We start from the raw sequence: 26665 nt of genomic DNA, 5'->3' as shown, positions 1-26665 counted from the left end.
GCTGTGACCATCGCCCGACGTAAAACATTCACGCGTCCCGGTTAAGTTTTTCGCACTGCCATAACGATAGACGGTTAATCGCGATACCTTATACAGCCAAGCGGGAGGCGACCAACACGGGCAATCGTGGTTTTTTTGTATCGATATGCCCCTGCTGTCGGCCTGAGGATGGCCGCTGCCCCTCAAGCCTGATAAAATCGCGCGCCTTCGCAGACCGGCAACAGCCGGGCACCCTGAAATTCGCGCAAGGCACATGCCCTTCGTTTGTTTCGGCGGTCCCACTGGACTCGGTCGTTACCCCTGAATCCCCCCTAAAGGCCTGGATCATGAGCAAGCAACCCTCCCTGAGCTACAAGGACGCCGGTGTAGACATCGACGCCGGTGAAGCATTGGTCGAACGCATCAAGAGCGTCGCCAAGCGCACTGCGCGCCCGGAAGTCATGGGCGGCCTGGGCGGTTTCGGCGCCCTCTGCGAAATCCCGGCCGGCTACAAGCAGCCTGTGCTGGTTTCCGGCACTGACGGCGTCGGCACCAAGCTGCGTCTGGCGCTGAACCTGAACAAGCACGACAGCATCGGCATCGACCTGGTGGCCATGTGCGTGAATGACCTGGTGGTCTGCGGCGCCGAGCCGCTGTTCTTCCTCGACTACTACGCCACCGGCAAACTCAACGTTGAAACCGCGACCCAGGTCGTGACCGGTATCGGCGCAGGCTGCGAACTGTCCGGTTGCTCCCTGGTGGGCGGCGAAACCGCTGAAATGCCGGGCATGTACGAAGGCGAAGACTACGACCTGGCCGGCTTCTGCGTCGGCGTCGTGGAAAAATCCGAAATCATCGACGGTTCGAAAGTCGCTGCCGGCGATGCCCTGCTCGCCCTGCCGTCTTCCGGCCCGCACTCCAACGGCTACTCGCTGATCCGCAAGATCATCGAAGTGTCCGGTGCCGACATCGAAAACATCCAGCTCGACGGCAAGCCGCTGACCGACCTGCTGATGGCCCCGACCCGCATCTACGTGAAGCCGCTGTTGAAGCTGATCAAGGAAACCGGCGCCGTCAAAGCCATGGCCCACATCACGGGCGGCGGCCTGCTGGACAACATCCCGCGCGTGCTGCCAAAAGGCGCTCAAGCGGTGGTTGACGTTGCAAGCTGGACTCGCCCTGCCGTGTTCGACTGGCTGCAAGAGAAAGGCAACGTCGACGAAAACGAAATGCACCGCGTGCTGAACTGCGGCGTTGGCATGGTGATCTGCGTGGCTCAAGAGCACGTTGACACCGCGCTGAACGTACTGCGTGAAGCGGGCGAGCAGCCTTGGGTCATCGGCCAGATCGCCACCGCTGCCGAAGGCGCGGCCCAGGTTGAACTGAAGAACCTCAAGGCTCATTGATGTCTCAGACCTGTGATGTGGTGGTGCTGTTGTCCGGCACCGGCAGTAACTTGCAGGCCCTGATCGACAGCACGCGGACCGGCGACAGCCCGGTCCGCATCGCCGCGGTGATTTCCAACCGCGCCGACGCCTACGGCCTGCAACGTGCCAGGGATGCGGGCATCGACACCCGCTCCCTGGATCACAAGGCGTTCGAAGGCCGCGAAGCCTTCGATGCCGCGCTGATCGAACTGATCGACGGCTTCAATCCCAAACTCGTGGTCCTGGCCGGTTTCATGCGCATCCTCAGCGCTGACTTCGTGCGCCACTACGCGGGACGCCTGCTCAACATCCATCCCTCGCTGCTACCCAAATACAAAGGGTTACACACTCATCAGCGCGCGCTGGAGGCCGGCGACACTGAACACGGCTGTTCCGTGCACTTTGTCACCGAGGAACTCGATGGCGGACCACTGGTCGTACAGGCAGTAATACCGGTAGAGTTGCATGATTCGCCGCAGAGTCTGGCGCAGCGAGTTCACACCCAGGAACACCTGATCTACCCGATGGCCGTACGCTGGTTTGCCGAAGGTCGTTTATCTCTCGGTGAACAAGGTGCTTTACTGGATGGCAAGTTACTCGCGGCCAGCGGCCACTTGATTCGAACCTAGGAGATTTTATGCGTCGCGCCCTGCTCTTCGCTTGCGCTCTGCTTGCCCTGCCTTTCGCGCAGGCCACAGAACTTCAACCCTTCTCCGCCAGCTACACCGCCGACTGGAAGCAGCTTCCAATGAGCGGCACTGCCGAGCGCAGCCTGACCAAGGAAGCCAACGGCGTCTGGAAGCTCAGCTTCAAGGCCTCGATGATGATCGCCAGCCTGACCGAAGAAAGCACCCTGACCCTGGACAAGGACACCCTGCTGCCACAGTCCTACCACTTTGAACGCGGGGGCCTGGGCAAAGCCAAAAAGGCCGACCTGGATTTCGACTGGACCACCAAAAAGGTCACCGGCACCGATCGTGGTGACGCCGTCAACATTCCGCTCAACCGCGGCATGGTCGACAAATCCACCTATCAGCTGGCCCTGCAACACGACGTGGCCGCCGGCAAGAAAAGCATGAGCTATCAGGTGGTCGATGATGGTGAAGTCGATACCTATGACTTCCGCGTGCTGGGCTCGGAAAAAGTCGACACCAAGGCTGGCCAGATCGACGCGATCAAGGTCGAGCGCGTGCGCGATCCGACACAAAGCAAGCGCATCACCGTGCTGTGGTTCGCCAAGGACTGGGATTACCTGCTGGTCCGCCTGCAACAGGTCGAAACCGACGGCAAGGAGTACAACATCATGCTCCTCGACGGCAAGGTCAACGGCAAGGCTGTCAAAGGCAGCTGATCCGGATCGACACAAGAAGCCTCGCTAATGCGGGGCTTTTTTTCGCCTGACGCAAAGTAACCTGTGGCGAGGGAGCTTGCTCCCGCTGGGTTGCGAAACGACCCCAAAAAAAGGGACTGCTACACAGTCCTGCGGGAGCGAGCTCCCTCGCCACAGGGAATTGCAATTGCTTCAAACAAGAAAGTGGAACGCGTATCAGGAGGAATGCTCTATACCTTCAAGGTCTTTTTTGATCGAATGACTTTTCCTACTGCCGAGGTTTCCCATGACAGTCACCGTCAATACCGTTTCCGCCGAAGGTTATCGTCACAGCGTACAAATCGATGACCACGAACTCTTTGCCGATGTGCCGACTTCCGCCGGCGGTGAAGGCTCGGCACCCGAGCCACATGATTACTTCGACGCAGCGCTCGGCGCGTGCAAGGCCCTGACCCTGAAGCTGTATGCGAAGAAAAAAGACATTCCGCTGACGGGTGTTGGTGTCGAGGTCAAACGCGACAACAGCGAAGAACAGAAAGGCAAATATGTCTTGCACGTCAAACTGACCCTCAAAGGTGTGCTCACCGACGCGCAACGTGACGAACTGCACCGCGTGGCTGACCGTTGCCCTGTGCACAAGCTGATGACCACTACTGAAGTCAGCATCGAAACCCATCTGTCCGAAGGCGCGTTCAGCCAATAGCGGCAAGGGCCGGGCAAGCGGGTTATGCTCCACGCGTCACCCGCTCAGCCTGGAATGCACCATGAACACTCCCCTCGTGATCCGCCCCCGCGCCGAAGATGTTGAAGGCCAGCCGATTCTTCGTCCGCTACCGTCAGCCAAATGCCGCAGCGTCGGGCCTTTTGTGTTTTTCGACCATATGCTCGAAACCCGTTATCCGGCGGGCAAAGGCATGAACATCCGTCAGCATCCGCACATTGGTCTATCGACCCTCACCTACTTGTTCGAAGGAAAAATCCAGCACAAGGACAGCCTCGGTTCCGATCAGGTGGTAGAGGCCGGAGACGTCAGCTGGATGACCGCCGGCAGCGCGATTGCCCACGTCGAGCGCACGCCCCAGGCATTGAAGGACAGCGGATTCACGATGCACGGCTTGCAGATCTGGCTGGCATCGCCAAAGGAACATGAACAGGGACCGGGACACTACAGCCACCATCCGGCCGCCACACTGCCGGTCAGCGACAACCTCGGGGTGAAGATCCGGATGATCGCCGGGTCAGGCTTCTGCCTGGAATCGCCGGTGCCGGTGCTTTCTCCTACGCTGTACGCGGAACTGAACCTGCAGACAGCGACCACGCTGCTGATTCCCACCGAGCATGAAGAACGGGCGCTGTACGTGTTGAGCGGCGAATTACAGCTCGATGGCGAGCTGATAGAACCCCATGCGCTGGTGGTGCTGCCTGCGGGAGAAGAGATGACGTTGTTCGCCGAGAGCGACTGTCATGCGGTGCTGTTGGGTGGCGCGCCGCTGGATGGGCCACGAAGGATCAACTGGAATTTTGTGGCAAGCGATCCGGCGGCTATCGATGAAGCCCGCCGGCGCTGGGCAGCCGGGGATTGGCCGACGGTGCCCGGGGAAGTTGAGCGGATCGAACTGCCCCCCGCCCGCTAAAGCCCAGGGATAAAAAAACCCGCCGAAGCGGGTTTTTTTGTACAACGCCGTTAAACCGACAGTTCAACCAGCAGCTTGTTGAGGCGGCGCACATACGCGGCCGGGTCTTTCAAGCTGTCGCCGGCCGCCAGGGCCGCCTGATCGAAGAGAATGTGCGACAGGTCGCCGAAGCGCTCGTCGCTCTGCTCGTTGTCGAGTTTCTCGATCAGCGGGTGGGCCGGGTTGAACTCGAAGATCGGCTTCGAATCCGGAACCTTCTGACCACTGGCTTCGAGGATCTGGCGCATCTGCAGGCCCAGGTCCTGTTCGCCGATAGCCAGAATCGCCGGAGAGTCGGTCAGACGGTGGGAAACCCGCACTTCAGCAACCGAATCACCCAGTGCAGTTTTCAGACGCTCGACCAGACCCTCTTTGGACTTGGCGACTTCTTCCGCGGCCTTCTTGTCCTCTTCCGAGTCCAGGTTGCCCAGGTCCAGGTCACCGCGCGCCACGTCAACGAAGCTCTTGCCGTCGAAATCGCTGAGGTAGCTCATCAGCCACTCGTCAATACGATCGGTCAACAGCAGCACTTCGATGCCTTTCTTGCGGAAGACTTCCAGGTGCGGGCTGTTTTTGACTTGCGCGTAAGTTTCGCCAGTCAGGTAGTAAATCTTGTCCTGACCTTCCTTGGCGCGAGCCAGGTACTCGGCCAGACCCACGACCTGCTCCCCTTCTTCACCCTGAGTGGACGCGAAACGCAGCAAGCCGGCGATTTTCTCTTTGTTGGCGAAGTCTTCTGCCGGGCCTTCTTTCATGACCTGACCGAAATTTTTCCAGAAGCCCTTGTATTGCTCAGGCTCGTTTTTCGCCAGTTTTTCCAGCATGTCCAGAACACGCTTGGTCAGCGCCGACTTCATGGAATCGATGATCGGGTCTTTCTGCAGGATTTCCCGCGACACGTTCAGCGACAGGTCATTGGAATCGACCACGCCTTTGATGAAGCGCAGGTACAGCGGCAGGAACGACTCGGCTTGATCCATCACGAACACACGCTGCACATACAGCTTCAGGCCTTTCGGCGCTTCACGCTGGTACAGGTCGAACGGAGCACGGGTCGGAACATAAAGCAGCGAGCTGTACTCGAGCTTGCCTTCGACCTTGTTGTGGCTCCAGCTCAGCGGGTTTTCGAAGTCATGAGCGATGTGCTTGTAGAACTCCTGATATTCCTCGTCCTTGATCTCGGTGCGAGGACGGGTCCACAGGGCGCTGGCGCGGTTGACGGTTTCCCACTCAACGGCTGGCTTCTCTTCACCCTCGGCGGCGGCCACTTCTTTCGGCAACTCGATCGGCAAAGCGATGTGGTCGGAGTACTTCTTGATGATGTTGCGCAGGCGCCAGCCATCGGCGAACTCGTCTTCACCGGACTTCAGGTGCAGCACGATGCGAGTGCCGCGCTCGGCTTTCTCGACGGTGGCCACTTCAAAATCGCCTTCGCCCTTCGACGACCAGTGCACGCCTTCGCTGGCGGCAGCACCGGCACGACGGCTGAACACGTCAACTTTGTCGGCGACGATGAATGCGGAGTAGAAACCCACGCCAAATTGACCGATCAGGTGCGAATCTTTTTTCTGATCGCCAGACAGGTGTTTCATGAAATCGGCGGTGCCGGATTTGGCAATCGTGCCCAGGTGGGTGATCGCATCTTCACGGCTCATGCCGATACCGTTGTCTTCGAGGGTGACGGTTTTAGCGTCCTTGTCGAAGCTCACACGGATTTTCAGTTCGGCGCCACCTTCCAGCAACTCAGGCTTGGACAGGGCTTCGAAACGTAATTTGTCGACAGCGTCAGAGGCGTTCGAGATCAATTCGCGAAGGAAGATTTCCTTGTTGGAATACAGCGAATGGATCATGAGGTGCAGCAGTTGCTTCACCTCGGTCTGGAAGCCCAGGGTTTCCTTTTGAGTTTCCACACTCATGGTCATCAAACTCCAATCAGATGGCAGTGGCCGCGACCTTCAGGGTCGGCGGCGGGTTGTCATCAAAGTTGGGGGCTCGGATCAGGATTTCAAGGGCTCATCGATTTTGAAGTGGGCACGGGCGGTGGCAATTGGCTCGGCTTCGGTGCTTTGCCAGGCGGTTACCGCCACGTTTGCGACACGTCGCCCCTGACGACACACCTGGCATCTGGCCCAGGTGTCGCGAAACTGCCCCGTGCGCAGGTAGTCGAGGGAAAAGTCGATGATCTTCGGCACGCCCGGCGAACCGGTGAGAATCAGCAGGTGCAGCGCGGCGGACAGCTCCATGAACCCGGCAATCACACCACCATGAATTGCCGGCAGCAAAGGGTTACCAATGTTGTCCTTGTTCGCCGGGAGGCGAAACAGCAGGTCATCCCCGACCCGCGAGCATTCGACACCGATCAGTTTGGCGTAGGGAATCAGGTGCAGCAGCGCGGCGTAGTCGCCCTGCTCATGGGCCTGTTGCAGTTGTTCCTTGAAGTTGTCGATCATTTCGCCCCTCCGGCGATGGCGCCACCGAAGCCTTTGGTGCCTTTGACGCCCTTGCCCATGCGCATGAACGTGCCCACCACATGGGCGATAGGCTGTTCGGGATCATCCTGATAGGCAAAACCACGGGCGAAGATCACGTCCGTAGTGACCCGATAGCACTGGGCAAAGCCATACACATCCTTGTGCGGCTCGGCCGCGTGCATGTAGTCGATGCGCAGATCGAGGGTCGGGCAGACTTCGAACTCGGGCAACACGCAAAGGGTGGACATGCCACACGCGGTGTCCATCAAGGTCGTCAGCGCACCGCCGTGGATCACGCCGGTTTGCGGGTTACCGATGATTTGCGGGCTGTACGGCAGAATCACGGTAAGCCCGCCACTGCTGACGCTGTGAACTCGCAGCCCGAGTACCTGACAGTGTCGCAATGCCGATAAAAATCGCGTCGCACGCTCAAAAACGGGGTTTTCGGCCATTTGATAAAAACTCTTCTTAGTATTCCGACACCGCACTAGGCGGATTCGGTAAAAGTTCCCGTGGGAATTATCTTATATATCTGAACGAATTGAGGAACTTAACCCTGTTGGCTGTGCTCGAAAGGCCAAGTAGATATTTTCCATAAGGAGAAACACCCCATGCGTAAGACTTTAGCTATTGCCTTGATGTTGACCGCTTCCCTCGGTCTCGCAGCCTGCGATAAAAAATCCGAGGACAAAGCTCAAGAAGCCAACGAACATGCTGAGCAGGCTCAGCAAGACATGAACAAAGCTCAGGATAAAGTGAACGACGCAGCGAAAGAAAACGCCGAAGCCGCCAAAGCTCAGGCTGAATCGAACGAAGCCGCTGTGAAAGAAGCACCTAAAAACTAAATCAGTTTTTAGCGTGATAAAGAAGACCCGCCAAGTGCGGGTTTTCTTTTGCCTGTCATTTGCCCTGCTAGAGCAAAATAGTTCTAAAAGTCGGACTAATCATCAGTAGCAACGAACACACTAGCCCGACAACCCACACCAGACTTCGTTGCCAGGCGAGATCGCCCCAATAGCACAGTAAGTAAATGACTCGCGTGATCACAAAGATGATTGCCAGCGAGTCAATCAGCCATCCCGCCGTCTGCGTGGTGTGCGCCATCAACACCCCCACCGCGAACAATATGAAGGCTTCGAAGCAGTTCTGATGGGCCGCTACCGCGCGGGCACCGAAGCCGGTGAGTTGGGCCTGCTGCTGGCGAGGCAGGTGATTGTTGTAACCACCCTGCTCTTTCATGGCCTTGGCCACCGGCATGCGGGCCACGTAAATCAGCAAGGCGCTGATCAACACACACCAGAACGGAATACTCATCAAGCAGCCTCTTTGTTCGCTTCAGGCAAGGGCGCCTCTGTAGGGGTATAGACCATCACGTCGAGAACGTCGGAATGAAACTCCCGGCGATAGAGCACCAGCACTACGCCGGCACTCATCAACATGAACAACCAGGGGCTGACGAACCAGGCCAGCATGGTCATGCCGAAGTAATAGGAGCGCAGGCCGAAGTTGAACTGGTTGGCGGCCATCGAGATGACACGCGCCGCCCGGGCCGCAAACGCTTTACGCTCCTGCTCCGAGACATGGCGCTCGCCGACCATGGGTGCCGAACCGATCAGAATGGCCGCGAAGTTGTATTGGCGCATGCACCAGCTGAACGTAAAGAACGCATACACAAACACCAGCGCCAGGCACAGCAACTTGATCTCGGACATCCCCTGGGAGGCCTGCTGCACCATCGGGATATCCGCCAGCAACGACACGGCCCGTTCCGACGCGCCCAGCACGGTGAGAATGCCAGCCAGGATAATCAGCGTGCTCGAGGCGAAGAACGAAGCGTTGCGTTCCAGGTTGCCGACCACGCTGGCGTCGGCGATACGGTTGTCGCGCAGCAGCATGCGGCGCATCCAGTCTTCGCGGTACAGGTGCAGCACACTGGCCAGGCACGCGGTGTCGCGGCCTTTCCATGTCGCATAGCGGGTATAGCCGCCCCAACAGATGACAAACCAGGCGGCGGCGAGAATGTGGATCAGGTTGGCGTGGATGAACGACATGCAGGTCCTTGTGATGTGTTTGCGGAGGCTCCCGCAGGGGATTTGCAGTGTTTCGACGTTAGCTCACAAAAAAAGACACTGCATCACGCGCATAAAAAATGCCCCGTATCGATTGATACGGGGCATTTCTGTTGTAGCTCAAGACCCGCTTGTGGCGGGCATGAAGCGACTTAAGCCAAGGCTTCTTCGCGTTTACCCAGCAGGCGGTCGCATACCACTGCAACCACCAGCGTCATGACCGATGGCACCAGCCACGCCAGGCCTTGCTCGCTCAGCGGCAAGTGAGCCAGTTGCGTCGGCATCCAGTCCGCCAGACCCGCGCCCTTGAGCGCGTCGATCAGACCGAAGATGAACGACACCAGCATCACCGGACCGACGATGCGCCCCTGTTCATGCCAGAAGTCCTTGCAGAAACTCAGGGCGACCAGCGCGATGCACGGCGGGTAGATCGCGGTGAGTACCGGGATCGAGAACGCGATCAGCTTGGTGAGGCCCAGATTGGACACAAACAGGGAAAACACGGCCAGGATAATGACCAATGTTTTGTAGGACAGCGGCAGCACACGGCTGAAGTATTCGGCGCAGGCGCAGGTCAGACCGACCGCCGTGACCAGGCAGGCCAGCGAGATCAGCACCGCAAGGAAACCGCTGCCCAACGAACCAAAAGTGTGTTGAACGTAAGCGTGCAATACCGCCGCACCGTTGGTCGCGCCGGCAGCCACTTCATGGCTGCCCGAACCGAGACGGAACAGGCTGACATACACCAGCGCCAGACCGACGCCGGCGATCAGCCCGGCAATGATCGCGTAGCGGGTGATCAACACCGGCGACTCGACGCCGCGGGAGCGGATGGCGTTGACGATGACAATGCCGAACACCAGCGCACCGAGGGTATCCATGGTCAGGTAACCATTGATGAAGCCCTGGGAGAACGGTGCTGCGACATACTCAGGCGTCGCCACGCCGATATCACCGGCAGGCAAAGCAAACGCGGCAATGCCGAGAACCGCCAGGGCGATGATCTTCAGCGGTGCGAGAAACCGTCCAACGGTATCCAGCAAGCGGCCCGGGTAGAGCGAGATGAAGAACACCAGCAGGAAGTACACCGAGCTATAGAGAAACAGCGCCAGCGGGCTTTCGCCGGTCAGCGGCGCCAGGCCCACTTCGAACGATACGGTCGCAGTGCGCGGCGTCGCGAACAGCGGACCAACCGCGAGGTAGCATGCAGCGGCCAGCAAGCCGCCAGCGACTTTGCCGATGGGACTGCTCAAGGCATCCATGGCGCCGCCGACCTTGGCCAGGGCCACGACGGTAATCACCGGCAGACCGACCGCGGTGATCAGAAAGCCCAGCGCCGCCATCCAGACATGAGGCCCGGACTGCAAACCGACGATAGGCGGGAAGATGATGTTGCCAGCCCCGACGAACAGGGCAAACGTCATAAAACCAAGTGCCAGGATGTCCTGGCCTTTCAACACTTTCATTAAGGAAATACCACACTACTGAATCGGAATTTAGAGAGGGATTTCCCTTTATGGGTGAGGGAAATGCTGTCGGTCCGCATAGGACTGACCCTTTAGCGCGAAGCAACCTTGTGGGTCGCGGACGCAAAATGGCGGCTAGCCTAACGAACTTGAGCTAAAAACGCACTGTTAGAGGGCGAACATTCCGATCTGCGACATTTCCGTGTCGCGTTTACATATCTAATTTACCTGCACAGAACCCTGTGGCGAGGGCGCTTGCTCCCGCTCGGCTGCGAAGCAGCCGTAAAACCATGAAATGCGGCGCACCCGACATGCCTCGGTCGCGTGATTTGGGGGCCGCTTCGCAGCCCAGCGGGAGCAAGCTCCCTCGCCACAAAAAGCACTGTGGCCTGTGGAGATATGGAATCACGGAAACGACAAAGGCCACCTGAAGGTGGCCTTTGTTTGGTGAAGCGTCAGCTAAGCGCGAGGCTTACTTGATCGCCCAACCGGTCAGCTCGGACAAAGCCTTGCCGATGTCTGCCAGCGAACGCACGGTTTTAACGCCTGCGTCTTCCAGGGCAGCAAACTTCTCGTCTGCAGTGCCTTTGCCGCCAGAGATGATTGCGCCAGCATGGCCCATGCGCTTGCCCGCAGGGGCAGTCACACCAGCGATGTAGGAAACAACCGGCTTGGTCACGTTTGCCTTGATGTAGGCAGCCGCTTCTTCTTCAGCCGAACCGCCGATCTCGCCGATCATCACGATCGCTTCGGTCTTCGGGTCTTCCTGGAACAGCTTCAGGATGTCGATGAAGTTCGAACCCGGGATCGGGTCACCGCCGATGCCGACGCAAGTCGACTGACCGAAACCGGCGTCAGTGGTCTGCTTCACAGCTTCGTAGGTCAGGGTGCCGGAACGGGAAACGATACCGACCTTGCCTGGCAAGTGAATGTGACCTGGCATGATGCCGATCTTGCATTCGCCTGGAGTGATCACGCCTGGGCAGTTAGGACCGATCAGGACTACGCCCAGCTCGTCGCACTTGACCTTGGCATCCAGCATGTCCAGGGTAGGAATGCCTTCGGTGATGCAAACGATCAGCTTGATGCCGCCGAATGCCGCTTCCAGGATGGAGTCCTTGCAGAAAGGAGCTGGAACGTAGATCACGCTGGCGGTGGCGCCAGTGGCAGCTACAGCGTCTTTCACGGTGTTGAACACTGGCAGACCCAGGTGCTCGGTGCCGCCTTTACCAGGAGTTACACCGCCAACCATCTTGGTGCCGTATTCGATGGCTTGCTGGGTGTGGAAACTACCTTGCGAACCGGTAATACCCTGGCAGATAACTTTGGTGTCTTTATTGATCAGGACGCTCATTATTTGCCCTCCGCAGCTTTAACGACTTGTTGAGCAGCGTCGGTCAGGCTGGTAGCAGCGATGATGTTCAAACCGCTTTCTGCCAGTACTTTAGCGCCCAGCTCAGCGTTGTTGCCTTCAAGGCGAACAACAACCGGGATTTTCACGCCGACTTCTTTCACAGCGCCGATGATGCCTTCGGCAATCATGTCGCAACGAACGATGCCGCCGAAGATGTTGACCAGTACTGCAGCGACGTTAGTGTCGGACAGGATGATCTTGAACGCTTCGGTAACGCGTTCTTTGGTAGCACCGCCGCCCACGTCGAGGAAGTTGGCTGGTTTGCCGCCATGCAGGTTGACGATGTCCATGGTACCCATGGCCAGGCCAGCACCGTTGACCATGCAACCGATGTTGCCTTCCAGTGCTACGTAGTTCAGTTCGAACTTGGCAGCGTGCGCTTCGCGCGGATCGTCTTGCGACGGATCGTGGAAAGTCTTCAGCTTAGGCTGACGGTACATGGCGTTGGCGTCGATGTTGATCTTGGCGTCGAGGCAATGCAGATCGCCGTCAGCCTTGATCACCAGCGGGTTCACTTCCAGCAGAGCCAGGTCGTGATCCTTGAACAGCTTTGCCAGACCTACGAAGATCTTGGCGAACTGAGCAACCTGCTTGCCTTCCAGACCCAGCTGGAATGCCAGCTCGCGACCCTGGAATGGCTGAGCGCCAACCAGTGGATCGATAGTGGCCTTCAGAATTTTTTCTGGAGTGTCGTGAGCGATTTTCTCGATGTCCACGCCACCTTCGGTGGAAGCCATGAACACGATGCGACGGCTCGAACGGTCAACGACAGCGCCCAGGTACAGCTCTTTAGCGATATCAGTGCACGATTCAACCAGGATCTTGGTGACTGGCTGACCATTGGCATCAGTCTGGTAAGTCACCAGACGCTTGCCCAGCCACTGCTGTGCGAATGCCTTGGCGTCTTCTTTGCTGCGAACCAGCTTTACGCCGCCCGCTTTACCGCGACCACCAGCGTGGACCTGGGCTTTGACAACCCACTCGGTGCCGCCGATTTTGTCGCAAGCTTCTGCTGCTGCTTCCGGGGTATCTACCGCATAACCGGTGGAAACTGGCAGGCCGTACTCAGCGAACAGCTGCTTACCCTGATACTCGTGAAGATTCATGCTTATTACCGTCTTCGTTAGGTACTGCGCATTCGGTGCTGCACTTGTTCAAGTGCCGCACCACCTGTGACTGCTGCTTGCGTAGCCTTTCCGGACAACCGGTGCAGCTACGCAAGACTGCGTCCAGCGGATATTCCGCGGTGAGACTTGCATGCAAGGCTCACGACGGGCCATACCGCCGTGGTTTCTTATTGTCTTAACGCTTCTTGCGGTTGGCGATGTGAATGGCGCCGCCATTCACTGCCAGAGCTGCTTCGTGCAAGGCTTCAGACAGGGTCGGATGGGAGAAAACCATCATGCCCAGGTCTTCAGCGCTGGTGCCGAATTCCATACCGATCGCGCCCTGCTGAACCAGTTCTGCAGCGCTCGGGCCAATCACGTGGACGCCCAATACGCGGTCAGTCTTGGCATCGGCAATGACTTTCACGAAACCGCCGGTATCGTTGGCTGCCATGGCACGGCCACTGGCTGCGAACGGGAAGGTGCCAACGTTAACTTCAACGCCTTCAGCCTTCAAGGCCTGCTCGGTTTTGCCGACCCATGCGATTTCCGGGTGAGTATAAATAACCGAAGGGATCAAGTCATAGTTCATCTGGGCTTTGTGGCCCTTGATGCGCTCGACGACCATGATGCCCTCTTCCGAAGCTTTGTGAGCCAGCATCATGCCGCGCACCACGTCACCGATGGCGTAAACGCCCGGTACGGTGGTGGCGCAGTGATCGTCAACGTGCACGAAACCGCGCTCGTCGAGGGTCACGCCGCAATCGGCGGCCAGCAGATCCGTGGTGACCGGACGGCGACCAACGGCTACGATCAGCTTGTCGAAAGTGATGTTCTGTTCGCCATTGGCATCGGTGTAGTTCACAACGACTTCGTCGCCGTTCACTTTCGAACCGGTGACGCGAGCGCCCAGCTTGATGTCCAGGCCCTGTTTGGTCAGGGTTTTCAGCGCTTCCTTGGAAACGGCTGCGTCAGCGGCCATCAGGAAGGTGTCCAGCGCTTCAAGAACAGTCACTTCCGCGCCCAGACGGGACCAGACCGAACCCAGTTCCAGACCGATCACGCCAGCGCCAATCACGCCCAGACGTTTTGGAACCGATTGAAATTCCAGAGCGCCGGTGGAGTCGACGATCACATTCTGGTCGACCGGAGCCGGTGGAATGTCGATCGGACGCGAGCCTGGAGCCAGGATCACGTTCTCGGCTTCAATGATTTCTACCGAACCGTCAGGCTTGGTGACTTCGACTTTCTTGCCAGCCAGCAGTTTGCCGTGGCCCTGGATCGAAGTAACGCCGTTGGCCTTGAACAGGGTGGCAACGCCGGAAGTCAGGCCTTTGACGATGTTGGCTTTACGGCCGACCATTGCTGGCACGTCCATGGTCACGCCAGCGTGGTTGATGCCGTGGATCGCGAAACCGTCTTGGGCTTCGTGGAACTTCCAGGAGCTGTCCAGCAGCGCCTTGGATGGAATGCAGCCGACGTTCAGGCAAGTACCGCCGAGGGCCAGTTTGCCTTCCTTGTCGGTGTATTTCTCGATGCAGGCAGTGGTGAGGCCCAGTTGCGCTGCTTTGATGGCAGCCACGTAGCCGCCAGGGCCCGCGCCAATCACTACCACGTCGAATTTCTGAGTCATGTGTCATTCCTTCTCGAATCAAACCGGACGGCCCCTTTTGGGGACCGTCGTGGGACGAAGCTGGTCATTACAGGTGGGCCGCCATCCTGCAGCGGCCCCATGCAACGAAATCAGATATCCAGCAGCAAACGAGCCGGGTCTTCCAGCAGGTTCTTGATGGTAACCAGGAAGGTCACAGCTTCTTTGCCATCGATCAGACGGTGATCGTAGGACAGAGCCAGGTACATCATCGGACGGATAACGACCTGACCGTTGATCGCCATAGGGCGCTGCAGAATGTTGTGCATGCCCAGGATGGCCGCTTGTGGCGGGTTGACGATCGGAGTCGACATCATCGAACCGAAGGTACCACCGTTGGTGATGGTGAACGTACCGCCGGTCATTTCATCCATCGACAGTTTGCCGTCGCGAGCCTTCTTGCCGAAGGTAGCGATGCCGCCTTCGATTTCAGCCAGGCTCATCAGTTCGGCGTTACGCAGAACCGGTACAACCAGACCGCGGTCGCTGGAAACAGCCACACCGACGTCGGCGTAGCCGTGGTAAACGATGTCGGCACCGTCGATCGACGCGTTGACAGCCGGGAAGCGTTTCAGCGCTTCGGTGGCCGCTTTCACGAAGAACGACATGAAGCCCAGGCGTACGCCGTTGTGGGACTTCTCGAACAGGTCCTTGTACTTCGAACGCAGGGCCATGACTTCGGTCATGTCGACTTCGTTGAAGGTGGTCAGCATCGCCATGTTCGACTGAGCTTCTACCAGACGCTTGGCCACGGTAGCGCGAACGCGGGTCATCGGTACGCGCTTCTCGATGCGGTCGCCAGCGGCGAACACAGGAGCAGCGGCAGCCGGAGCGGCAGCCTTGGCAGGTGCGGCAGCCGGAGCGGCTTTCTTGGCAGCAACAGCGGCCACCACGTCTTCCTTGGTCACACGACCGCCTTTGCCAGTGCCGGCAACGGAAGCGATGTTGATGCCGTTTTCTTCAGCCAGCTTGCGAGCAGCCGGTGCAGCAACAGGATCGTCTTCGCCTTCGGCGGCAGGAGCAGCAGCCTGTGCAGCGGCCGGAGCAGCAGCGGCAGCCGGAGCAGCGGCAGCAGCGCCGCCCGCTTCGATGGAGCCCAGGACTTCGTCGGACAGAACGGTGTCGCCTTCGTTCTTGACGATCGCGCCCAGCACGCCATCAGCGGTGGCCAACACTTCCAGCACAACCTTGTCGGTTTCGATGTCGACGATCAGGTCGTCACGCTTTACAGCGTCGCCCGGTTGTTTGTGCCAGGTGGCAACGGTGCCGTCGGCAACCGATTCCGGGAAAGTGGGGGCTTTGATTTCGATAGCCATTATCTGTGAGTCCTTAAATTCGGTTTCAGGTGCGCGAGGCGTTAAACAGTAAAGGCGTCTTGCAGCAGTTTTTCCTGCTGCTCAGCGTGCATCGATGCGTAACCGCATGCAGGTGCAGCAGAAGCCTCACGGCCCGCGTACTCAAGTACGAGAGACTTGTTGAGATTGCTGATGCTGCGACGCATGTGGTGTTGGCTGCAGTACCACGCACCCTGGTTCATCGGCTCTTCCTGGCACCAGACGGCATTTTTGACGTTGGTGTAAGGAGCCAGGACTTCTTTCAAGTCGTCCTCAGGGAATGGGTACAGTTGCTCGATACGCACGATGGCGATGTCATCACGACCTTCGGCACGGCGTTTTTCCAGCAGGTCGTAGTAGACCTTGCCGCTACACAGAACAACGCGCTCGACCTTTTTCGGGTCCAGGGCATCGATTTCCGGGATAACGGTCTGGAACGAACCTTCCGCCAGATCTTCCAGCGTCGAGATGGCCAGTTTGTGGCGCAGCAGCGACTTCGGAGTCAGGACGATCAACGGCTTGCGCAGCGGGCGAATCACCTGACGGCGCAGCAAGTGGTAGATCTGAGCCGGCGTAGTCGGTACGGCAACCTGAATGTTGTGCTCGGCGCACAGCTGCAGGTAACGCTCCAGACGAGCCGAAGAGTGCTCCGGACCCTGACCTTCATAACCGTGCGGCAGCAGCATGGTCAGACCGCAGAGACGGCCCCACTTGTGCTCGCCACTGGTGATGAACTGGTCGATAACCACCTGGGCACCGTTGGCGAAGTCGCCGAACTGGGCTTCCCAGATCACCAGCGCCTCAGGCGTGGTGGTCGAGTAACCGTATTCGAACGCCAACACGGCTTCTTCGGACAGGAACGAATCGTACAGGTCAAAACGTGGCTGGCCGTTGTACAGGTTTTGCAGCGGGATGTAGGTGCCCGCGTCTTTCTGGTTGTGCAAGACAGCGTGACGGTGCGAGAACGTACCGCGACCGATGTCCTGACCCGTCATGCGAATCGGGTGACCTTCGAACGCCAGGGTCGCGTACGCCATGGTTTCGGCGTAACCCCAGTTGATCGGCAGGCCGCCGGCTTGCATTTTCTGACGGTCTTCGTAGATCTTCGAGACCTGGCGCTGAACCACGAAGCCTTCCGGAATTTCCAGCAGCTTGGCAGACAGTTCCTGCAAGGTTTTCAGATCGAAACGCGTGTCGTGACGTGCAGTCCAGGCGTGGCCCAGATACGGACGCCAGTCCACGAACAACTCTTTGTTCGGCTCTTTGACCAGGCTTTTTACTACATGCAGACCGTTGTCCAGCGCGTTGCGGTATTCATCGACTTTCGCCTGAACACGCTCAACGTCCAGCACACCGCTCTGAGTCAGGCGATCGGCATACAGCTCACGGGTGGTGCGCTGTTTGGTGATCTGCTGATACATCAGAGGTTGGGTGCCGCTTGGCTCGTCGGCCTCGTTGTGGCCGCGACGACGGTAGCAGACCAGGTCGATCACCACGTCACGCTTGAACTGCATGCGGTAGTCGATGGCCAACTGGGTCACGAACAATACGGCTTCCGGATCATCACCATTCACATGGAGGATCGGCGCCTGGATCATCTTCGCAACGTCGGTCGCGTACTCGGTGGAACGCGAGTCCAGCGGGTTGCTGATGGTGAAACCGACCTGGTTGTTGATCACGATGTGCACGGTGCCGCCGGTCTTGAAACCGCGGGTCTGCGACATCTGGAAGGTTTCCATGACCACGCCCTGACCGGCGAACGCCGCGTCACCGTGGATGGAAATCGGCAGAACCTTCTCGCCGGTAGGGTCGTTACGACGATCCTGACGGGCGCGAACGGACCCCTCGACCACTGGAGATACGATTTCCAGGTGGGACGGGTTGAACGCCATGGCCAGGTGAACTTCACCACCGGTGGTCATGACGTTGGACGAGAAGCCCTGGTGGTATTTAACGTCACCGGAACCCAGTTCAACCTTCTTCTTGCCTTCGAACTCGTCGAACAGCTCGCGCGGGTTCTTGCCGAAGGTGTTGACCAGCACGTTCAGACGGCCACGGTGGGCCATGCCGATAACGATTTCCTTGGTGCCGTAGGAACCGGAACGCTGGATCAGCTCGTCGAGCATTGGAATCAGGCTCTCGCCGCCTTCCAGACCGAAACGCTTGGTGCCCGGGTATTTGGTGCCCAGGTATTTTTCCAGGCCTTCACCGGCAGTCACGCGCTCGAGCAGGTGGCTCTTGATATCGGCGGAGTACGTCGGACGACCACGCACGCTTTCCAGACGCTGCTGGAACCACTGGCGCTGCTCGGAATCGGTGATGTGCGTGAATTCAGCGCCGATGGTGCGGCAATATGTCTGCTGCAACGCTTCGTGAATTTCGCGTAGGCTCGCCTCCTCTTTGCCGATGAACAGGTCGCCGGCACGGAAGGTCGTATCAAGATCGGCATTGGTCAAGCCGTAATGATTGATCGACAGGTCTGCAGGTGCAGGACGCTGCCACAGCCCCAGCGGGTCAAGCTGGGCTGCCTGGTGGCCACGCATACGGTAGGCCTGGATCAATCGCAGCACTTCAACTTGCTTCTTCTCGTGCTCACTGCTCACGCTGCCGGCGGAAACCGGTTGTGCGCGGCGCTGGTTCTTTGCCAGCAAGACGAAATGATCGCGAATTGTGGAGTGCGAAACATCGGTGGCAGAGTTGCCGTCAGTAGGCAACTTCTGAAAGTAGGTGCGCCACTCTTCTGGCACAGCGTTAGGGTCGTGCAGGTAGAGCTCATAAAGCTCTTCCACATAGGCAGCGTTTCCACCTGAAAGGTGGGCACTGTTCCACATGCGCTGCATCACGCTTTCTTGCATGCTTGGTCACCCTCGGTTAGGGGAACACCACCGGCGTCGACACCGAGCAAACTTGCAGAAGTCCGAATGCAGCGACCAAAACAAGCCACTTAGGATCACGCTGATAGTCCGGGTACCAGCCCGGATGCCCCTGCTTGTCTCATTTCTTCAAAATAAGAGCCGCAGCCTTGTAAGCTGCTGCCCAGGTTAAAACTACGGCGCCGGTTGAAGCCTGCGCCGTAGCATCTACGGGTACAGCGGTCCTGCAGTTACAGCTGAATCACACGCCGCTTTGCAGCAGCATGTTACGCACGTGACCGATGGCCTTAGTCGGGTTCAGGCCTTTCGGACAGACGTTGACGCAGTTCATGATCCCGCGGCAGCGGAATACGCTGAACGGGTCATCCAGCGAAGCCAGACGCTCGGCAGTCTTGGTGTCGCGGCTGTCTGCCAGGAAGCGATACGCTTGCAGCAGAGCAGCTGGACCCAGGAACTTGTCCGGGTTCCACCAGAAGGACGGGCAAGAGGTCGAGCAGCAAGCGCACAGGATGCACTCGTACAGACCGTCGAGCTTTTCACGCTCTTCCGGAGTCTGCAGACGTTCGATGGCCGGAGCCGGCGTGTCGTTCTGCAGGTATGGCTTAACCTTCTCGTATTGCTTGTAGAAGATGCTCATATCGACGACCAGGTCACGGATAACCGGCAAACCTGGCAGCGGACGAACGATCAGCTTGTTACCTTTTACGACAGAAGACAGCGGCGTGACGCACGCCAGACCGTTTTTGCCGTTGATGTTCATGCCGTCGGAACCGCAAACGCCTTCACGGCAAGAGCGACGATAGGAGAAACCTTCGTCCTGCTCCTTGATCAAGGCCAGCACGTCCAGCACCATCAGGTCTTTACCACCGGTATCGACCTGGAATTCCTGCATGAACGGCGCAGCGTCCTGATCAGGGTTGTAGCGATAAACACTGACTTGCAACATGGCGGCCACCCTTAATAAGTCCGAATCTTAGGTTCAAAAGTCGGAACAGTCTTCGGCGAGAAGTTCACAGCACGCTTGGTCACGCGCTTGTCACCCGGGAAGTACAGGGTGTGGCACAGCCAGTTTTCGTCATCGCGATCTTCGTAGTCTTCACGGGCGTGAGCACCGCGGGACTCTTTGCGGATCTCTGCAGCGATGGCGGTGGCTTCAGCAACTTCCAGCAGGTTCTGCAGTTCCAGCGCTTCGATACGCGCAGTGTTGAACGCCTGGCTCTTGTCGTTGATCTTGACGTTGGCGATACGGCCACGCAGATCAGCCAGTTGAGCGATGCCCTTCTGCATGTATTCACCGGTACGGAATACACCGAAGTAGTTCTGCATGCAGCTTTGCAGCTCTTTACGCAGAGTGGCGACGTCTTCGCCTTCGGTACGCGAGTTCAGGCCATCGAGACGCGCCAGGGCAGCGTCGATGTCGGACTGGCGTGGACGGGCGTAATCAACGCCTTCTTTCAGGGTCTGCTCCAGGAACAGGCCAGCGGCACGGCCGAACACCACGAGGTCGAGCAGCGAGTTGCCGCCCAGACGGTTGGCACCGTGAACCGATACGCACGCCACTTCACCTACCGCGAACAGACCAGGAATGATCTGATCAACGCCGTCAGCGTCCTGAGTGATTGCCTGACCATGAATGTTGGTGGCAACGCCGCCCATCATATAGTGGCAGGTTGGAACGACCGGGATCGGCGCAACGGCAGGATCGACGTGAGCGAAGGTCTTGGACAGTTCCATGATGCCTGGCAGACGGCTGTGCAGAACTTCTTCACCGAGGTGATCGAGTTTCAGCATTACGTGGTCGCCATCGGGACCGCAACCGTTGCCAGCGATGATTTCTTTAACCATCGAGCGAGCAACAACGTCACGACCGGCGAGGTCTTTGGCGTTCGGAGCATAACGCTCCATGAAACGCTCGCCGTGCTTGTTGATCAGGTAGCCGCCTTCACCGCGGCAGCCTTCTGTTACCAGTACACCGGCGCCGGCGATACCGGTCGGGTGGAACTGCCACATTTCAATGTCTTGTACCGGCACGCCAGCACGCAGAGCCATGCCGACGCCGTCACCGGTGTTGATCAGGGCATTGGTGGTGGACGAGTAGATACGGCCCGCACCACCAGTCGCCAGTACAGTGGCGTTTGCGCGAACGTAGGAGGTTTCACCGGTTTCGATGCAGATGACGATCATGCCGACAAAGGCACCATCTTCATTCTTCACCAGATCGACGCCGTAATATTCGTTGAGGAATACGGTGCCGGCCTTCAGGTTGGCCTGATACAGGGTGTGCAGCAATGCGTGACCGGTACGGTCGGCAGCGGCGCAGGTACGGGCAGCCTGGCCACCTTTACCGAAGTCTTTCGACTGACCGCCGAACGGACGCTGGTAGATGCGACCCTGTTCGGTACGGGAGAACGGCAAGCCCATGTGCTCGAGTTCGAAGACTGCTTCCGGGCCTACGGAACACATGTATTCGATAGCGTCCTGGTCACCGATGTAGTCGGAACCCTTGACGGTATCGTACATGTGCCAGCGCCAATCATCGTTTGGATCGGCGGACGCGATGGCGCAGGTGATGCCACCCTGGGCTGAAACCGTGTGCGAACGAGTCGGGAAAACCTTGGTGACAACGGCAGTCTTGTGACCGCCCTGTGCCAGCTGCAGCGCAGCGCGCATGCCGGCACCGCCGCCGCCAATGATGATGGCGTCGAACGAAAGCGTATTAACTGTAGTAGACATGAATCAGATACCCCAAAGAATCTGCACACCCCAGACGAAGTAGGCGAACATCGCAACGCCGCATACTGCCTGGAAGAGGAAACGTATCGCAGTCGCGGACTTGCCGAACGCCATTGGCGTCAAGTAGTCGGTCGCGATGGTCCACATGCCGACCCAGGCGTGAGCGCCGAGGGCAACGAGGGCCAGGAGACTGAAAATACGCATCCAGTTGTTTGCGAACAGTTCATGCCATTGGGCGTAGCCGATGCCGGGATGGGCAACCACGTATCCGATCAGGAAAATGAAGTAAGCCGCGAGAACGACCGCAGACACACGTTGTGCCATCCAGTCATAGAGGCCCGAACGCGACAGGTTCGTGACGTTAGTTACCATATCCAAACTCCTGCCAGAACGATTACCACCACGGAAACGGCGATAACGATTTTCGAGCCCAGTTTGCCGCCTTCAAGCGTCTCACCGATGCCCATGTCCATGATCAAATGGCGCACACCGGCAACCAGGTGATACAGCAAGGCGGACAGGATGCCCCAAATCACTAGCTTGGCTAGCGGACTGGTCAGACACGCTTTCACCTGACCGAAGCCTTCTTCCGAGTCGAGCGACTTGTCCAATGCATAAAGCATGATGGCCAGGCTGACAAAGAGGATGACACCGGAGATTCGGTGAAGAATGGACGTGTAAGCAGTGACTGGGAGTTTGATGGTCCTTAGGTCTAGGTTTACAGGTCGTTGGCTATTCACGGCTTTTTTTCACACTGAAGAGCCCCTAACAATCAGGGCAAAGTTGTTGGGGAGTGCACTGGTCAGGTACCCACCACCCAGGGAGTGCGACCCCCAATAAAGCAGGCCCAAAAGCCCCTGGCGGTCGGAGGCCGAGTATAGACAGTTAGGCTACTAATGACAACGCGTTCACCTTCCCCTAATAGCGCATTGCACAAGTTGCATAAAAGGCGTAAATGGCAGTCAATTTCGAGGAAAAAGTCCGGTTAAAGCCTTCTGGAGCAAGACTTTAGGCAAATTGACATTCGAATTTATCTCACTATAGTGGTGCGGGCCCTGCGTGGGGGGTCTGTCTGATGATTTCAAGCATAAATAGGAGGCCACATGGCTGACAAAAAAGCGCAGTTGATCATCGAGGGCGCAGCCCCCGTCGAGCTGCCCATTTTAACCGGCACCGTTGGTCCCGATGTTATCGATGTTCGGGGCCTGACGGCCACGGGCCGTTTCACCTTTGACCCTGGTTTCATGTCGACCGCTTCCTGCGAGTCGAAGATCACCTATATCGACGGCGACAACGGCATTCTGCTGCACCGCGGCTACCCGATCGAACAGCTGGCTGAAAAGTCGGACTACCTGGAAACCTGCTATCTGCTGCTCAACGGTGAATTGCCGACCGCAGAACAGAAGGCCCAGTTCGTCAGCACCGTGAAGAACCACACCATGGTTCACGAGCAGTTGAAGACATTCTTCAACGGCTTCCGTCGCGACGCCCACCCGATGGCTGTCATGTGCGGTGTAGTCGGCGCCCTCTCGGCCTTCTACCACGACTCCCTGGACATCAATAACCCGCAGCATCGCGAAATCTCCGCGATCCGCCTGGTTGCCAAGATGCCGACCCTGGCAGCGATGGTTTACAAGTACTCCATGGGCCAACCCATGATGTACCCGCGCAACGACCTGACGTACGCGGAAAACTTCCTGCACATGATGTTCAACACCCCGTGCGAGATCAAACCGATCAGCCCGGTACTCGCCAAGGCCATGGACCGGATCTTCATCCTCCATGCCGACCACGAGCAAAACGCATCGACTTCCACCGTACGCCTGGCCGGTTCTTCGGGTGCCAACCCGTTCGCCTGTATCGCTGCCGGCATCGCTGCACTGTGGGGCCCTGCCCACGGCGGCGCGAACGAAGCTGTTCTGACCATGCTCGATGAAATTGGCGATGTCTCGAACATCGACAAGTACATCGCCAAGGCCAAGGACAAGAACGATCCGTTCAAGCTGATGGGCTTCGGTCACCGGGTTTACAAGAACCGCGACCCACGCGCCACCGTGATGAAGCAGACCTGCGACGAAGTGCTGAAGGAACTGGGCATCAACAACGATCCGCAACTCGAACTGGCCATGCGCCTGGAAGAGATCGCCCTGACCGATCCGTATTTCATCGAGCGCTCGCTGTACCCGAACGTCGACTTCTACTCGGGGATCATCCTCAAGGCGATCGGCATTCCAACCAGCATGTTCACGGTGATCTTCGCTCTGGCGCGGACTGTCGGCTGGATCTCCCACTGGAAAGAAATGCTCTCCAGCCCGTACAAGATTGGCCGTCCGCGCCAGCTGTACACCGGCTACGAGTCGCGTGATATCACCAAGCTGGAAGACCGCAAATAAGACTTGTCTTGCGATAACGTCTTAAAGTTGTACCGAGAACGGCCTCTTATATAGAGGCCGTTTTTGTTTGCGCGCTTTGAATGTGTGGATGTGGATGTGCATATCCATTCCTGCGGTAACGGCGCCTATTGGTTCCGCTTTTACAGCGGGTTACTTGGAAAAGCGCCAAGTAACCAAGCGCTCTTGCCCCACCACTCGGCACCTCGCTTGAGCTCGGTGTGCCCGAACACAGGCATTGCTCCGCGGGTCGCCGCGATGGGCCATCCCTGGCCCGGCGCGGCTAAGCCGGCATCCTTGCCGGTTTACCCGCTGCGCAATACCTGCGTTCGGCCAGCGTGGTTTAACGGGGCGCCTTAGATCAAAATCAAAACCTCGACGGCCTTCGGGCCGACCGGGGTGGCAAGCGACTGTGCACACACTCTCGATTTGCAATGAATCCCTGTGGGAGCGAGCCTGCTCGCGATAGCGTCGTCCCGGTCAACATCAATGTTGAATGGAAGTCCGGCATCGCGAGCAGGCTCGCACACAGTGGGAATTTCGTTGGGCATGGCATTGGTGTTCACCTGCGATCACCTGACCGAACTAACCGTCAGGTCAGCTCGAAACTAGCAGGCGCCGTTACACCAAACACGGATATGCACATACTCAAAAAACCGGTCGGGACCATCGCCCCAAAGGGTCCGATAACCGCCCACAGAAAAATGCCCCGATCTCTCGACCGGGGCATTTCTGTTCAACCCAACTTACACAAACACTCTCGAAACCTTAGTGCGAAACCGCCCCACTCGCCCCCAGACCCGTCTGCGAACGAACAAACTGCGGGAAGAACAACGCCCGCTCATTGTCAGCCGCCGTCGACTTGTCAGTGATCGAGAAGAACCAGATCCCCACAAACGCAATGATCATCGAGAACAACGCCGGGTATTCATACGGGAAGATCGCCTTCTCGTGATGCAGGATCTGCACCCAGATGGTTGGCCCGAGGACCATCAAGCCTACCGCACTGACCAGACCCAGCCAGCCACCGATCATCGCACCGCGGGTGGTCAGCTTCTTCCAGTACATGGAAAGCAGCAGCACCGGGAAGTTGCAGCTCGCCGCGATGGAGAACGCCAGGCCCACCATGAACGCGATGTTCTGGCTTTCGAACAGAATACCCAGACCGATCGCCAGCACCGCCAGTGCGATGGTGGTGATTTTCGAGACACGAATCTCGTCCTTCTCGTTCGCCTTGCCTTTCTTGATCACGCTGGCATAGAGGTCATGGGACACCGCCGAAGCACCGGCCAGGGTCAGACCGGCAACCACTGCCAGAATGGTCGCGAACGCTACCGCCGAGATGAAGCCCAGGAAAATACTGCCACCGACCGCATTGGCCAGGTGCACCGCTGCCATGTTGTTGCCGCCCAACAGCGCGCCAGCCGCATCTTTGAAAGCCGGGTTGGTGCTGACCAGCAGGATCGCGCCGAAGCCGATGATGAAGGTCAGGATGTAGAAGTAACCAATGAAGCCGGTTGCGTACAGCACGCTCTTGCGAGCTTCTTTCGCATCACTCACGGTGAAGAAGCGCATCAGGATGTGTGGCAGGCCAGCGGTACCGAACATCAGCGCCAGGCCCAGGGAGAACGCGGAGACCGGATCTTTCACCAGACCGCCCGGGCTCATGATCGCCTCACCTTTAGGGTGAACCTTGATCGCCTCGGAGAACAGGGCACTGAAGTCGAAGTTGACGTGCTTCATTACCATCAGCGCCATGAACGAGGCACCGGACAGCAACAGCACAGCCTTGATGATCTGCACCCAAGTGGTCGCCAGCATGCCGCCGAACAGCACGTACATGCACATCAGGATACCGACCAGGATCACTGCAACGTGGTAGTCGAGACCGAACAGCAGCTGGATCAGCTTGCCGGCACCGACCATTTGCGCGATCAGGTAGAACGCCACCACCACCAGCGAACCGCAAGCGGACAGCGAGCGAATCTGGGTTTGCCCAAGGCGGTAGGACGCCACGTCGGCAAAAGTGTATTTACCCAGGTTACGCAGGCGCTCGGCGATCAGGAACAGAATGATCGGCCAGCCCACCAGGAAGCCGATCGAGTAGATCAGGCCGTCGTATCCGGAGGTGAACACCAGGGCGGAAATACCCAGGAAGGACGCCGCGGACATGTAGTCGCCGGCGATCGCCAGGCCGTTCTGGAAACCGGTGATTTTGCCGCCGGCCGCATAGTAGTCGGCCGCCGAGTTGTTTTTCTTCGAAGCCCAGTAGGTGATATACAAAGTCGCGCCGACAAACGCCACGAACATCAGGATCGCGGCGACGTTCAGCGGTTGTTTGGTCACTGCACCGGTCAGGGCTTCAGCCGCCCAGGCGCCAGGTGCGAACGCTGCGATGCTCAAAAGAGCCATTAGACGCCGGATCATTGCTGAGCCTCCTTGAGAATCGCATTGTTCAGGTCGTCGAATTCGCCATTGGCGCGTCGAACGTAGATCGCGGTGAGGATGAAGGCCGAAAGAATCAGCCCGACACCGATCGGTATGCCCCAGGTTATCGATGACTCAGGGCTGATCTTCGCGCCCAGAATATGCGGCCCGTAAGCGATCAAAAGGATGAATCCGGAGTAAAGCCCAAGCATGATCGCCGAAAGAATCCAGGCGAACCTTTCTCGCTTACTAACCAGCTCCTTGAAGCGCGGGCTGTTTTGAATCGAGAGGTAAATGCTGTCGTTCATTGTTTTTATCCTCG

At 58.2% G+C, this 26665-nt stretch carries 25 protein-coding genes; 7 read left to right on the top strand and 18 right to left on the bottom strand.

Features of this window, described 5'->3' with window-relative positions:
- Window positions 1-326 precede the first annotated feature (326 nt).
- The 5 genes from purM to ACM6IQ_RS08945 all read left to right on the top strand — a co-directional run bounded on the left by purM (window position 327) and on the right by ACM6IQ_RS08945 (window position 4370).
- Window positions 327-1385 carry a phosphoribosylformylglycinamidine cyclo-ligase gene (gene purM / locus ACM6IQ_RS08965; protein WP_414878545.1) on the top strand — a complete coding sequence of 353 codons (1059 nt, stop codon included), beginning with the start codon at window positions 327-329 and terminating at the stop codon, window positions 1383-1385.
- A complete protein-coding gene (purN, locus tag ACM6IQ_RS08960) occupies window positions 1385-2035 on the top strand; it encodes a phosphoribosylglycinamide formyltransferase (protein ID WP_414878544.1) in 651 nt (216 codons plus the stop codon). Before purM ends, purN begins: the two co-directional genes overlap by 1 nt.
- Window positions 2036-2043: 8 nt before the next feature.
- The gene (locus ACM6IQ_RS08955; RefSeq protein ID WP_017337256.1) at window positions 2044-2757 is read left to right on the top strand and encodes a DUF3108 domain-containing protein; all 714 of its coding nucleotides are present in this window, start codon (window positions 2044-2046) and stop codon (window positions 2755-2757) included.
- Between the two features lie 265 nt (window positions 2758-3022).
- Complete coding sequence (locus ACM6IQ_RS08950; protein WP_017337255.1) at window positions 3023-3439, top strand: OsmC family protein; 417 nt, start codon at window positions 3023-3025, stop codon at window positions 3437-3439.
- A 61-nt stretch (window positions 3440-3500) separates the two neighbouring features.
- Window positions 3501-4370, top strand: coding sequence for a pirin family protein (locus ACM6IQ_RS08945; RefSeq protein WP_414878543.1), 870 nt, complete (start codon window positions 3501-3503; stop codon window positions 4368-4370).
- A gap of 50 nt (window positions 4371-4420) precedes the next feature.
- Here the strand turns inward: ACM6IQ_RS08945 and htpG are convergent, their stop codons facing one another.
- The 3 genes from htpG to ACM6IQ_RS08930 form a co-directional block, all read right to left on the bottom strand.
- A complete protein-coding gene (gene htpG / locus ACM6IQ_RS08940) occupies window positions 4421-6325 on the bottom strand; it encodes a molecular chaperone HtpG (RefSeq protein WP_031318553.1) in 1905 nt (634 codons plus the stop codon).
- A gap of 81 nt (window positions 6326-6406) precedes the next feature.
- A complete protein-coding gene (locus tag ACM6IQ_RS08935) occupies window positions 6407-6859 on the bottom strand; it encodes a PaaI family thioesterase (protein WP_017337252.1) in 453 nt (150 codons plus the stop codon).
- Window positions 6856-7332, bottom strand: coding sequence for a PaaI family thioesterase (locus ACM6IQ_RS08930; RefSeq protein WP_017337251.1), 477 nt, complete (start codon window positions 7330-7332; stop codon window positions 6856-6858). The genes ACM6IQ_RS08935 and ACM6IQ_RS08930 overlap by 4 nt, the downstream gene beginning before the upstream one ends.
- A 159-nt stretch (window positions 7333-7491) precedes the next feature.
- Between ACM6IQ_RS08930 and ACM6IQ_RS08925 the strand changes: the two genes are divergently transcribed.
- Window positions 7492-7725, top strand: coding sequence for a hypothetical protein (locus ACM6IQ_RS08925; RefSeq protein ID WP_017337250.1), 234 nt, complete (start codon window positions 7492-7494; stop codon window positions 7723-7725).
- Window positions 7726-7792: 67 nt separating this feature from the next.
- Here ACM6IQ_RS08925 and ACM6IQ_RS08920 read toward each other — a convergent pair whose 3' ends face one another.
- The 12 genes from ACM6IQ_RS08920 to sdhC form a co-directional block, all read right to left on the bottom strand.
- Window positions 7793-8194 (bottom strand): MAPEG family protein, encoded by a 402-nt coding sequence (locus tag ACM6IQ_RS08920; protein WP_414878542.1) that lies wholly within the window; start codon window positions 8192-8194, stop codon window positions 7793-7795.
- On the bottom strand, window positions 8194-8931 hold the full coding sequence (locus ACM6IQ_RS08915) for a DUF599 domain-containing protein (RefSeq protein WP_017337248.1): 738 nt from the start codon (window positions 8929-8931) through the stop codon (window positions 8194-8196). Before ACM6IQ_RS08915 ends, ACM6IQ_RS08920 begins: the two co-directional genes overlap by 1 nt.
- A 170-nt stretch (window positions 8932-9101) precedes the next feature.
- On the bottom strand, window positions 9102-10415 hold the full coding sequence (brnQ, locus tag ACM6IQ_RS08910; RefSeq protein WP_017337247.1) for a branched-chain amino acid transport system II carrier protein: 1314 nt from the start codon (window positions 10413-10415) through the stop codon (window positions 9102-9104).
- A 472-nt stretch (window positions 10416-10887) separates the two neighbouring features.
- Entirely contained in the window at window positions 10888-11769 is an 882-nt protein-coding gene (gene sucD / locus ACM6IQ_RS08905) for a succinate--CoA ligase subunit alpha (RefSeq protein ID WP_007898976.1), read from the bottom strand.
- Window positions 11769-12935 carry an ADP-forming succinate--CoA ligase subunit beta gene (gene sucC, locus ACM6IQ_RS08900; protein ID WP_007898980.1) on the bottom strand — a complete coding sequence of 389 codons (1167 nt, stop codon included), beginning with the start codon at window positions 12933-12935 and terminating at the stop codon, window positions 11769-11771. The genes sucD and sucC overlap by 1 nt, the downstream gene beginning before the upstream one ends.
- 196 nt (window positions 12936-13131) lie before the next feature.
- Window positions 13132-14568, bottom strand: coding sequence for a dihydrolipoyl dehydrogenase (gene lpdA, locus ACM6IQ_RS08895; RefSeq protein WP_017337246.1), 1437 nt, complete (start codon window positions 14566-14568; stop codon window positions 13132-13134).
- A 110-nt stretch (window positions 14569-14678) separates the two neighbouring features.
- Window positions 14679-15902, bottom strand: a complete 1224-nt coding sequence (gene odhB, locus ACM6IQ_RS08890) for a 2-oxoglutarate dehydrogenase complex dihydrolipoyllysine-residue succinyltransferase (protein ID WP_017337245.1) — start codon at window positions 15900-15902, stop codon at window positions 14679-14681.
- 41 nt (window positions 15903-15943) lie between these two features.
- Window positions 15944-18775: a 2-oxoglutarate dehydrogenase E1 component gene (locus ACM6IQ_RS08885; protein ID WP_414878541.1), complete on the bottom strand. Its 2832-nt coding sequence runs from the start codon at window positions 18773-18775 to the stop codon at window positions 15944-15946.
- Between the two features lie 259 nt (window positions 18776-19034).
- Entirely contained in the window at window positions 19035-19739 is a 705-nt protein-coding gene (locus tag ACM6IQ_RS08880) for a succinate dehydrogenase iron-sulfur subunit (protein ID WP_010456852.1), read from the bottom strand.
- A gap of 11 nt (window positions 19740-19750) precedes the next feature.
- The gene (gene sdhA, locus ACM6IQ_RS08875) at window positions 19751-21526 is read right to left on the bottom strand and encodes a succinate dehydrogenase flavoprotein subunit (RefSeq protein WP_008032662.1); all 1776 of its coding nucleotides are present in this window, start codon (window positions 21524-21526) and stop codon (window positions 19751-19753) included.
- A gap of 3 nt (window positions 21527-21529) precedes the next feature.
- Window positions 21530-21898 (bottom strand): succinate dehydrogenase, hydrophobic membrane anchor protein, encoded by a 369-nt coding sequence (gene sdhD, locus ACM6IQ_RS08870; protein ID WP_017337243.1) that lies wholly within the window; start codon window positions 21896-21898, stop codon window positions 21530-21532.
- Entirely contained in the window at window positions 21892-22266 is a 375-nt protein-coding gene (gene sdhC / locus ACM6IQ_RS08865; protein ID WP_017337242.1) for a succinate dehydrogenase, cytochrome b556 subunit, read from the bottom strand. Before sdhC ends, sdhD begins: the two co-directional genes overlap by 7 nt.
- 363 nt (window positions 22267-22629) lie before the next feature.
- On the opposite strand from sdhC, the gene gltA reads away from it, so the two are divergent.
- A complete protein-coding gene (gene gltA, locus ACM6IQ_RS08860; RefSeq protein WP_017337241.1) occupies window positions 22630-23919 on the top strand; it encodes a citrate synthase in 1290 nt (429 codons plus the stop codon).
- Between the two features lie 353 nt (window positions 23920-24272).
- Here gltA and ACM6IQ_RS08855 read toward each other — a convergent pair whose 3' ends face one another.
- The 3 genes from ACM6IQ_RS08855 to ACM6IQ_RS08845 all read right to left on the bottom strand — a co-directional run bounded on the left by ACM6IQ_RS08855 (window position 24273) and on the right by ACM6IQ_RS08845 (window position 26651).
- Window positions 24273-24482 carry a hypothetical protein gene (locus tag ACM6IQ_RS08855; protein WP_414878540.1) on the bottom strand — a complete coding sequence of 70 codons (210 nt, stop codon included), beginning with the start codon at window positions 24480-24482 and terminating at the stop codon, window positions 24273-24275.
- A 202-nt stretch (window positions 24483-24684) separates the two neighbouring features.
- On the bottom strand, window positions 24685-26343 hold the full coding sequence (locus ACM6IQ_RS08850) for a cation acetate symporter (RefSeq protein WP_017337239.1): 1659 nt from the start codon (window positions 26341-26343) through the stop codon (window positions 24685-24687).
- Window positions 26340-26651, bottom strand: coding sequence for a DUF485 domain-containing protein (locus ACM6IQ_RS08845; protein ID WP_017337238.1), 312 nt, complete (start codon window positions 26649-26651; stop codon window positions 26340-26342). The genes ACM6IQ_RS08850 and ACM6IQ_RS08845 overlap by 4 nt, the downstream gene beginning before the upstream one ends.
- Window positions 26652-26665: the final 14 nt, after the last annotated feature.

The organism is Pseudomonas sp. IT-P100 (assembly GCF_949767185.1).
Lineage (GTDB): Bacteria > Pseudomonadota > Gammaproteobacteria > Pseudomonadales > Pseudomonadaceae > Aquipseudomonas > Aquipseudomonas fluorescens_B.
The sequence above is the reverse complement of the archived record's forward strand: the minus strand, read 5'-3'. Positions and strand labels throughout refer to the sequence as shown.

Bases quoted from the DNA above. Each gene is read 5' to 3' on its own strand.
- purM (WP_414878545.1), top strand. From the start codon at position 327: ATGAGCAAGCAACCCTCCCTGAGCTACAAGGACGCCGGTGTAGACATC.
- purN (WP_414878544.1), top strand. From the start codon at position 1,385: ATGTCTCAGACCTGTGATGTGGTGGTGCTGTTGTCCGGCACCGGCAGT.
- ACM6IQ_RS08955 (WP_017337256.1), top strand. From the start codon at position 2,044: ATGCGTCGCGCCCTGCTCTTCGCTTGCGCTCTGCTTGCCCTGCCTTTC.
- ACM6IQ_RS08950 (WP_017337255.1), top strand. From the start codon at position 3,023: ATGACAGTCACCGTCAATACCGTTTCCGCCGAAGGTTATCGTCACAGC.
- ACM6IQ_RS08945 (WP_414878543.1), top strand. From the start codon at position 3,501: ATGAACACTCCCCTCGTGATCCGCCCCCGCGCCGAAGATGTTGAAGGC.
- htpG (WP_031318553.1), bottom strand. From the start codon at position 6,325: ATGAGTGTGGAAACTCAAAAGGAAACCCTGGGCTTCCAGACCGAGGTG.
- ACM6IQ_RS08935 (WP_017337252.1), bottom strand. From the start codon at position 6,859: ATGATCGACAACTTCAAGGAACAACTGCAACAGGCCCATGAGCAGGGC.
- ACM6IQ_RS08930 (WP_017337251.1), bottom strand. From the start codon at position 7,332: ATGGCCGAAAACCCCGTTTTTGAGCGTGCGACGCGATTTTTATCGGCA.
- ACM6IQ_RS08925 (WP_017337250.1), top strand. From the start codon at position 7,492: ATGCGTAAGACTTTAGCTATTGCCTTGATGTTGACCGCTTCCCTCGGT.
- ACM6IQ_RS08920 (WP_414878542.1), bottom strand. From the start codon at position 8,194: ATGAGTATTCCGTTCTGGTGTGTGTTGATCAGCGCCTTGCTGATTTAC.
- ACM6IQ_RS08915 (WP_017337248.1), bottom strand. From the start codon at position 8,931: ATGTCGTTCATCCACGCCAACCTGATCCACATTCTCGCCGCCGCCTGG.
- brnQ (WP_017337247.1), bottom strand. From the start codon at position 10,415: ATGAAAGTGTTGAAAGGCCAGGACATCCTGGCACTTGGTTTTATGACG.
- sucD (WP_007898976.1), bottom strand. From the start codon at position 11,769: ATGAGCGTCCTGATCAATAAAGACACCAAAGTTATCTGCCAGGGTATT.
- sucC (WP_007898980.1), bottom strand. From the start codon at position 12,935: ATGAATCTTCACGAGTATCAGGGTAAGCAGCTGTTCGCTGAGTACGGC.
- lpdA (WP_017337246.1), bottom strand. From the start codon at position 14,568: ATGACTCAGAAATTCGACGTGGTAGTGATTGGCGCGGGCCCTGGCGGC.
- odhB (WP_017337245.1), bottom strand. From the start codon at position 15,902: ATGGCTATCGAAATCAAAGCCCCCACTTTCCCGGAATCGGTTGCCGAC.
- ACM6IQ_RS08885 (WP_414878541.1), bottom strand. From the start codon at position 18,775: ATGCAAGAAAGCGTGATGCAGCGCATGTGGAACAGTGCCCACCTTTCA.
- ACM6IQ_RS08880 (WP_010456852.1), bottom strand. From the start codon at position 19,739: ATGTTGCAAGTCAGTGTTTATCGCTACAACCCTGATCAGGACGCTGCG.
- sdhA (WP_008032662.1), bottom strand. From the start codon at position 21,526: ATGTCTACTACAGTTAATACGCTTTCGTTCGACGCCATCATCATTGGC.
- sdhD (WP_017337243.1), bottom strand. From the start codon at position 21,898: ATGGTAACTAACGTCACGAACCTGTCGCGTTCGGGCCTCTATGACTGG.
- gltA (WP_017337241.1), top strand. From the start codon at position 22,630: ATGGCTGACAAAAAAGCGCAGTTGATCATCGAGGGCGCAGCCCCCGTC.
- ACM6IQ_RS08850 (WP_017337239.1), bottom strand. From the start codon at position 26,343: ATGATCCGGCGTCTAATGGCTCTTTTGAGCATCGCAGCGTTCGCACCT.
- ACM6IQ_RS08845 (WP_017337238.1), bottom strand. From the start codon at position 26,651: ATGAACGACAGCATTTACCTCTCGATTCAAAACAGCCCGCGCTTCAAG.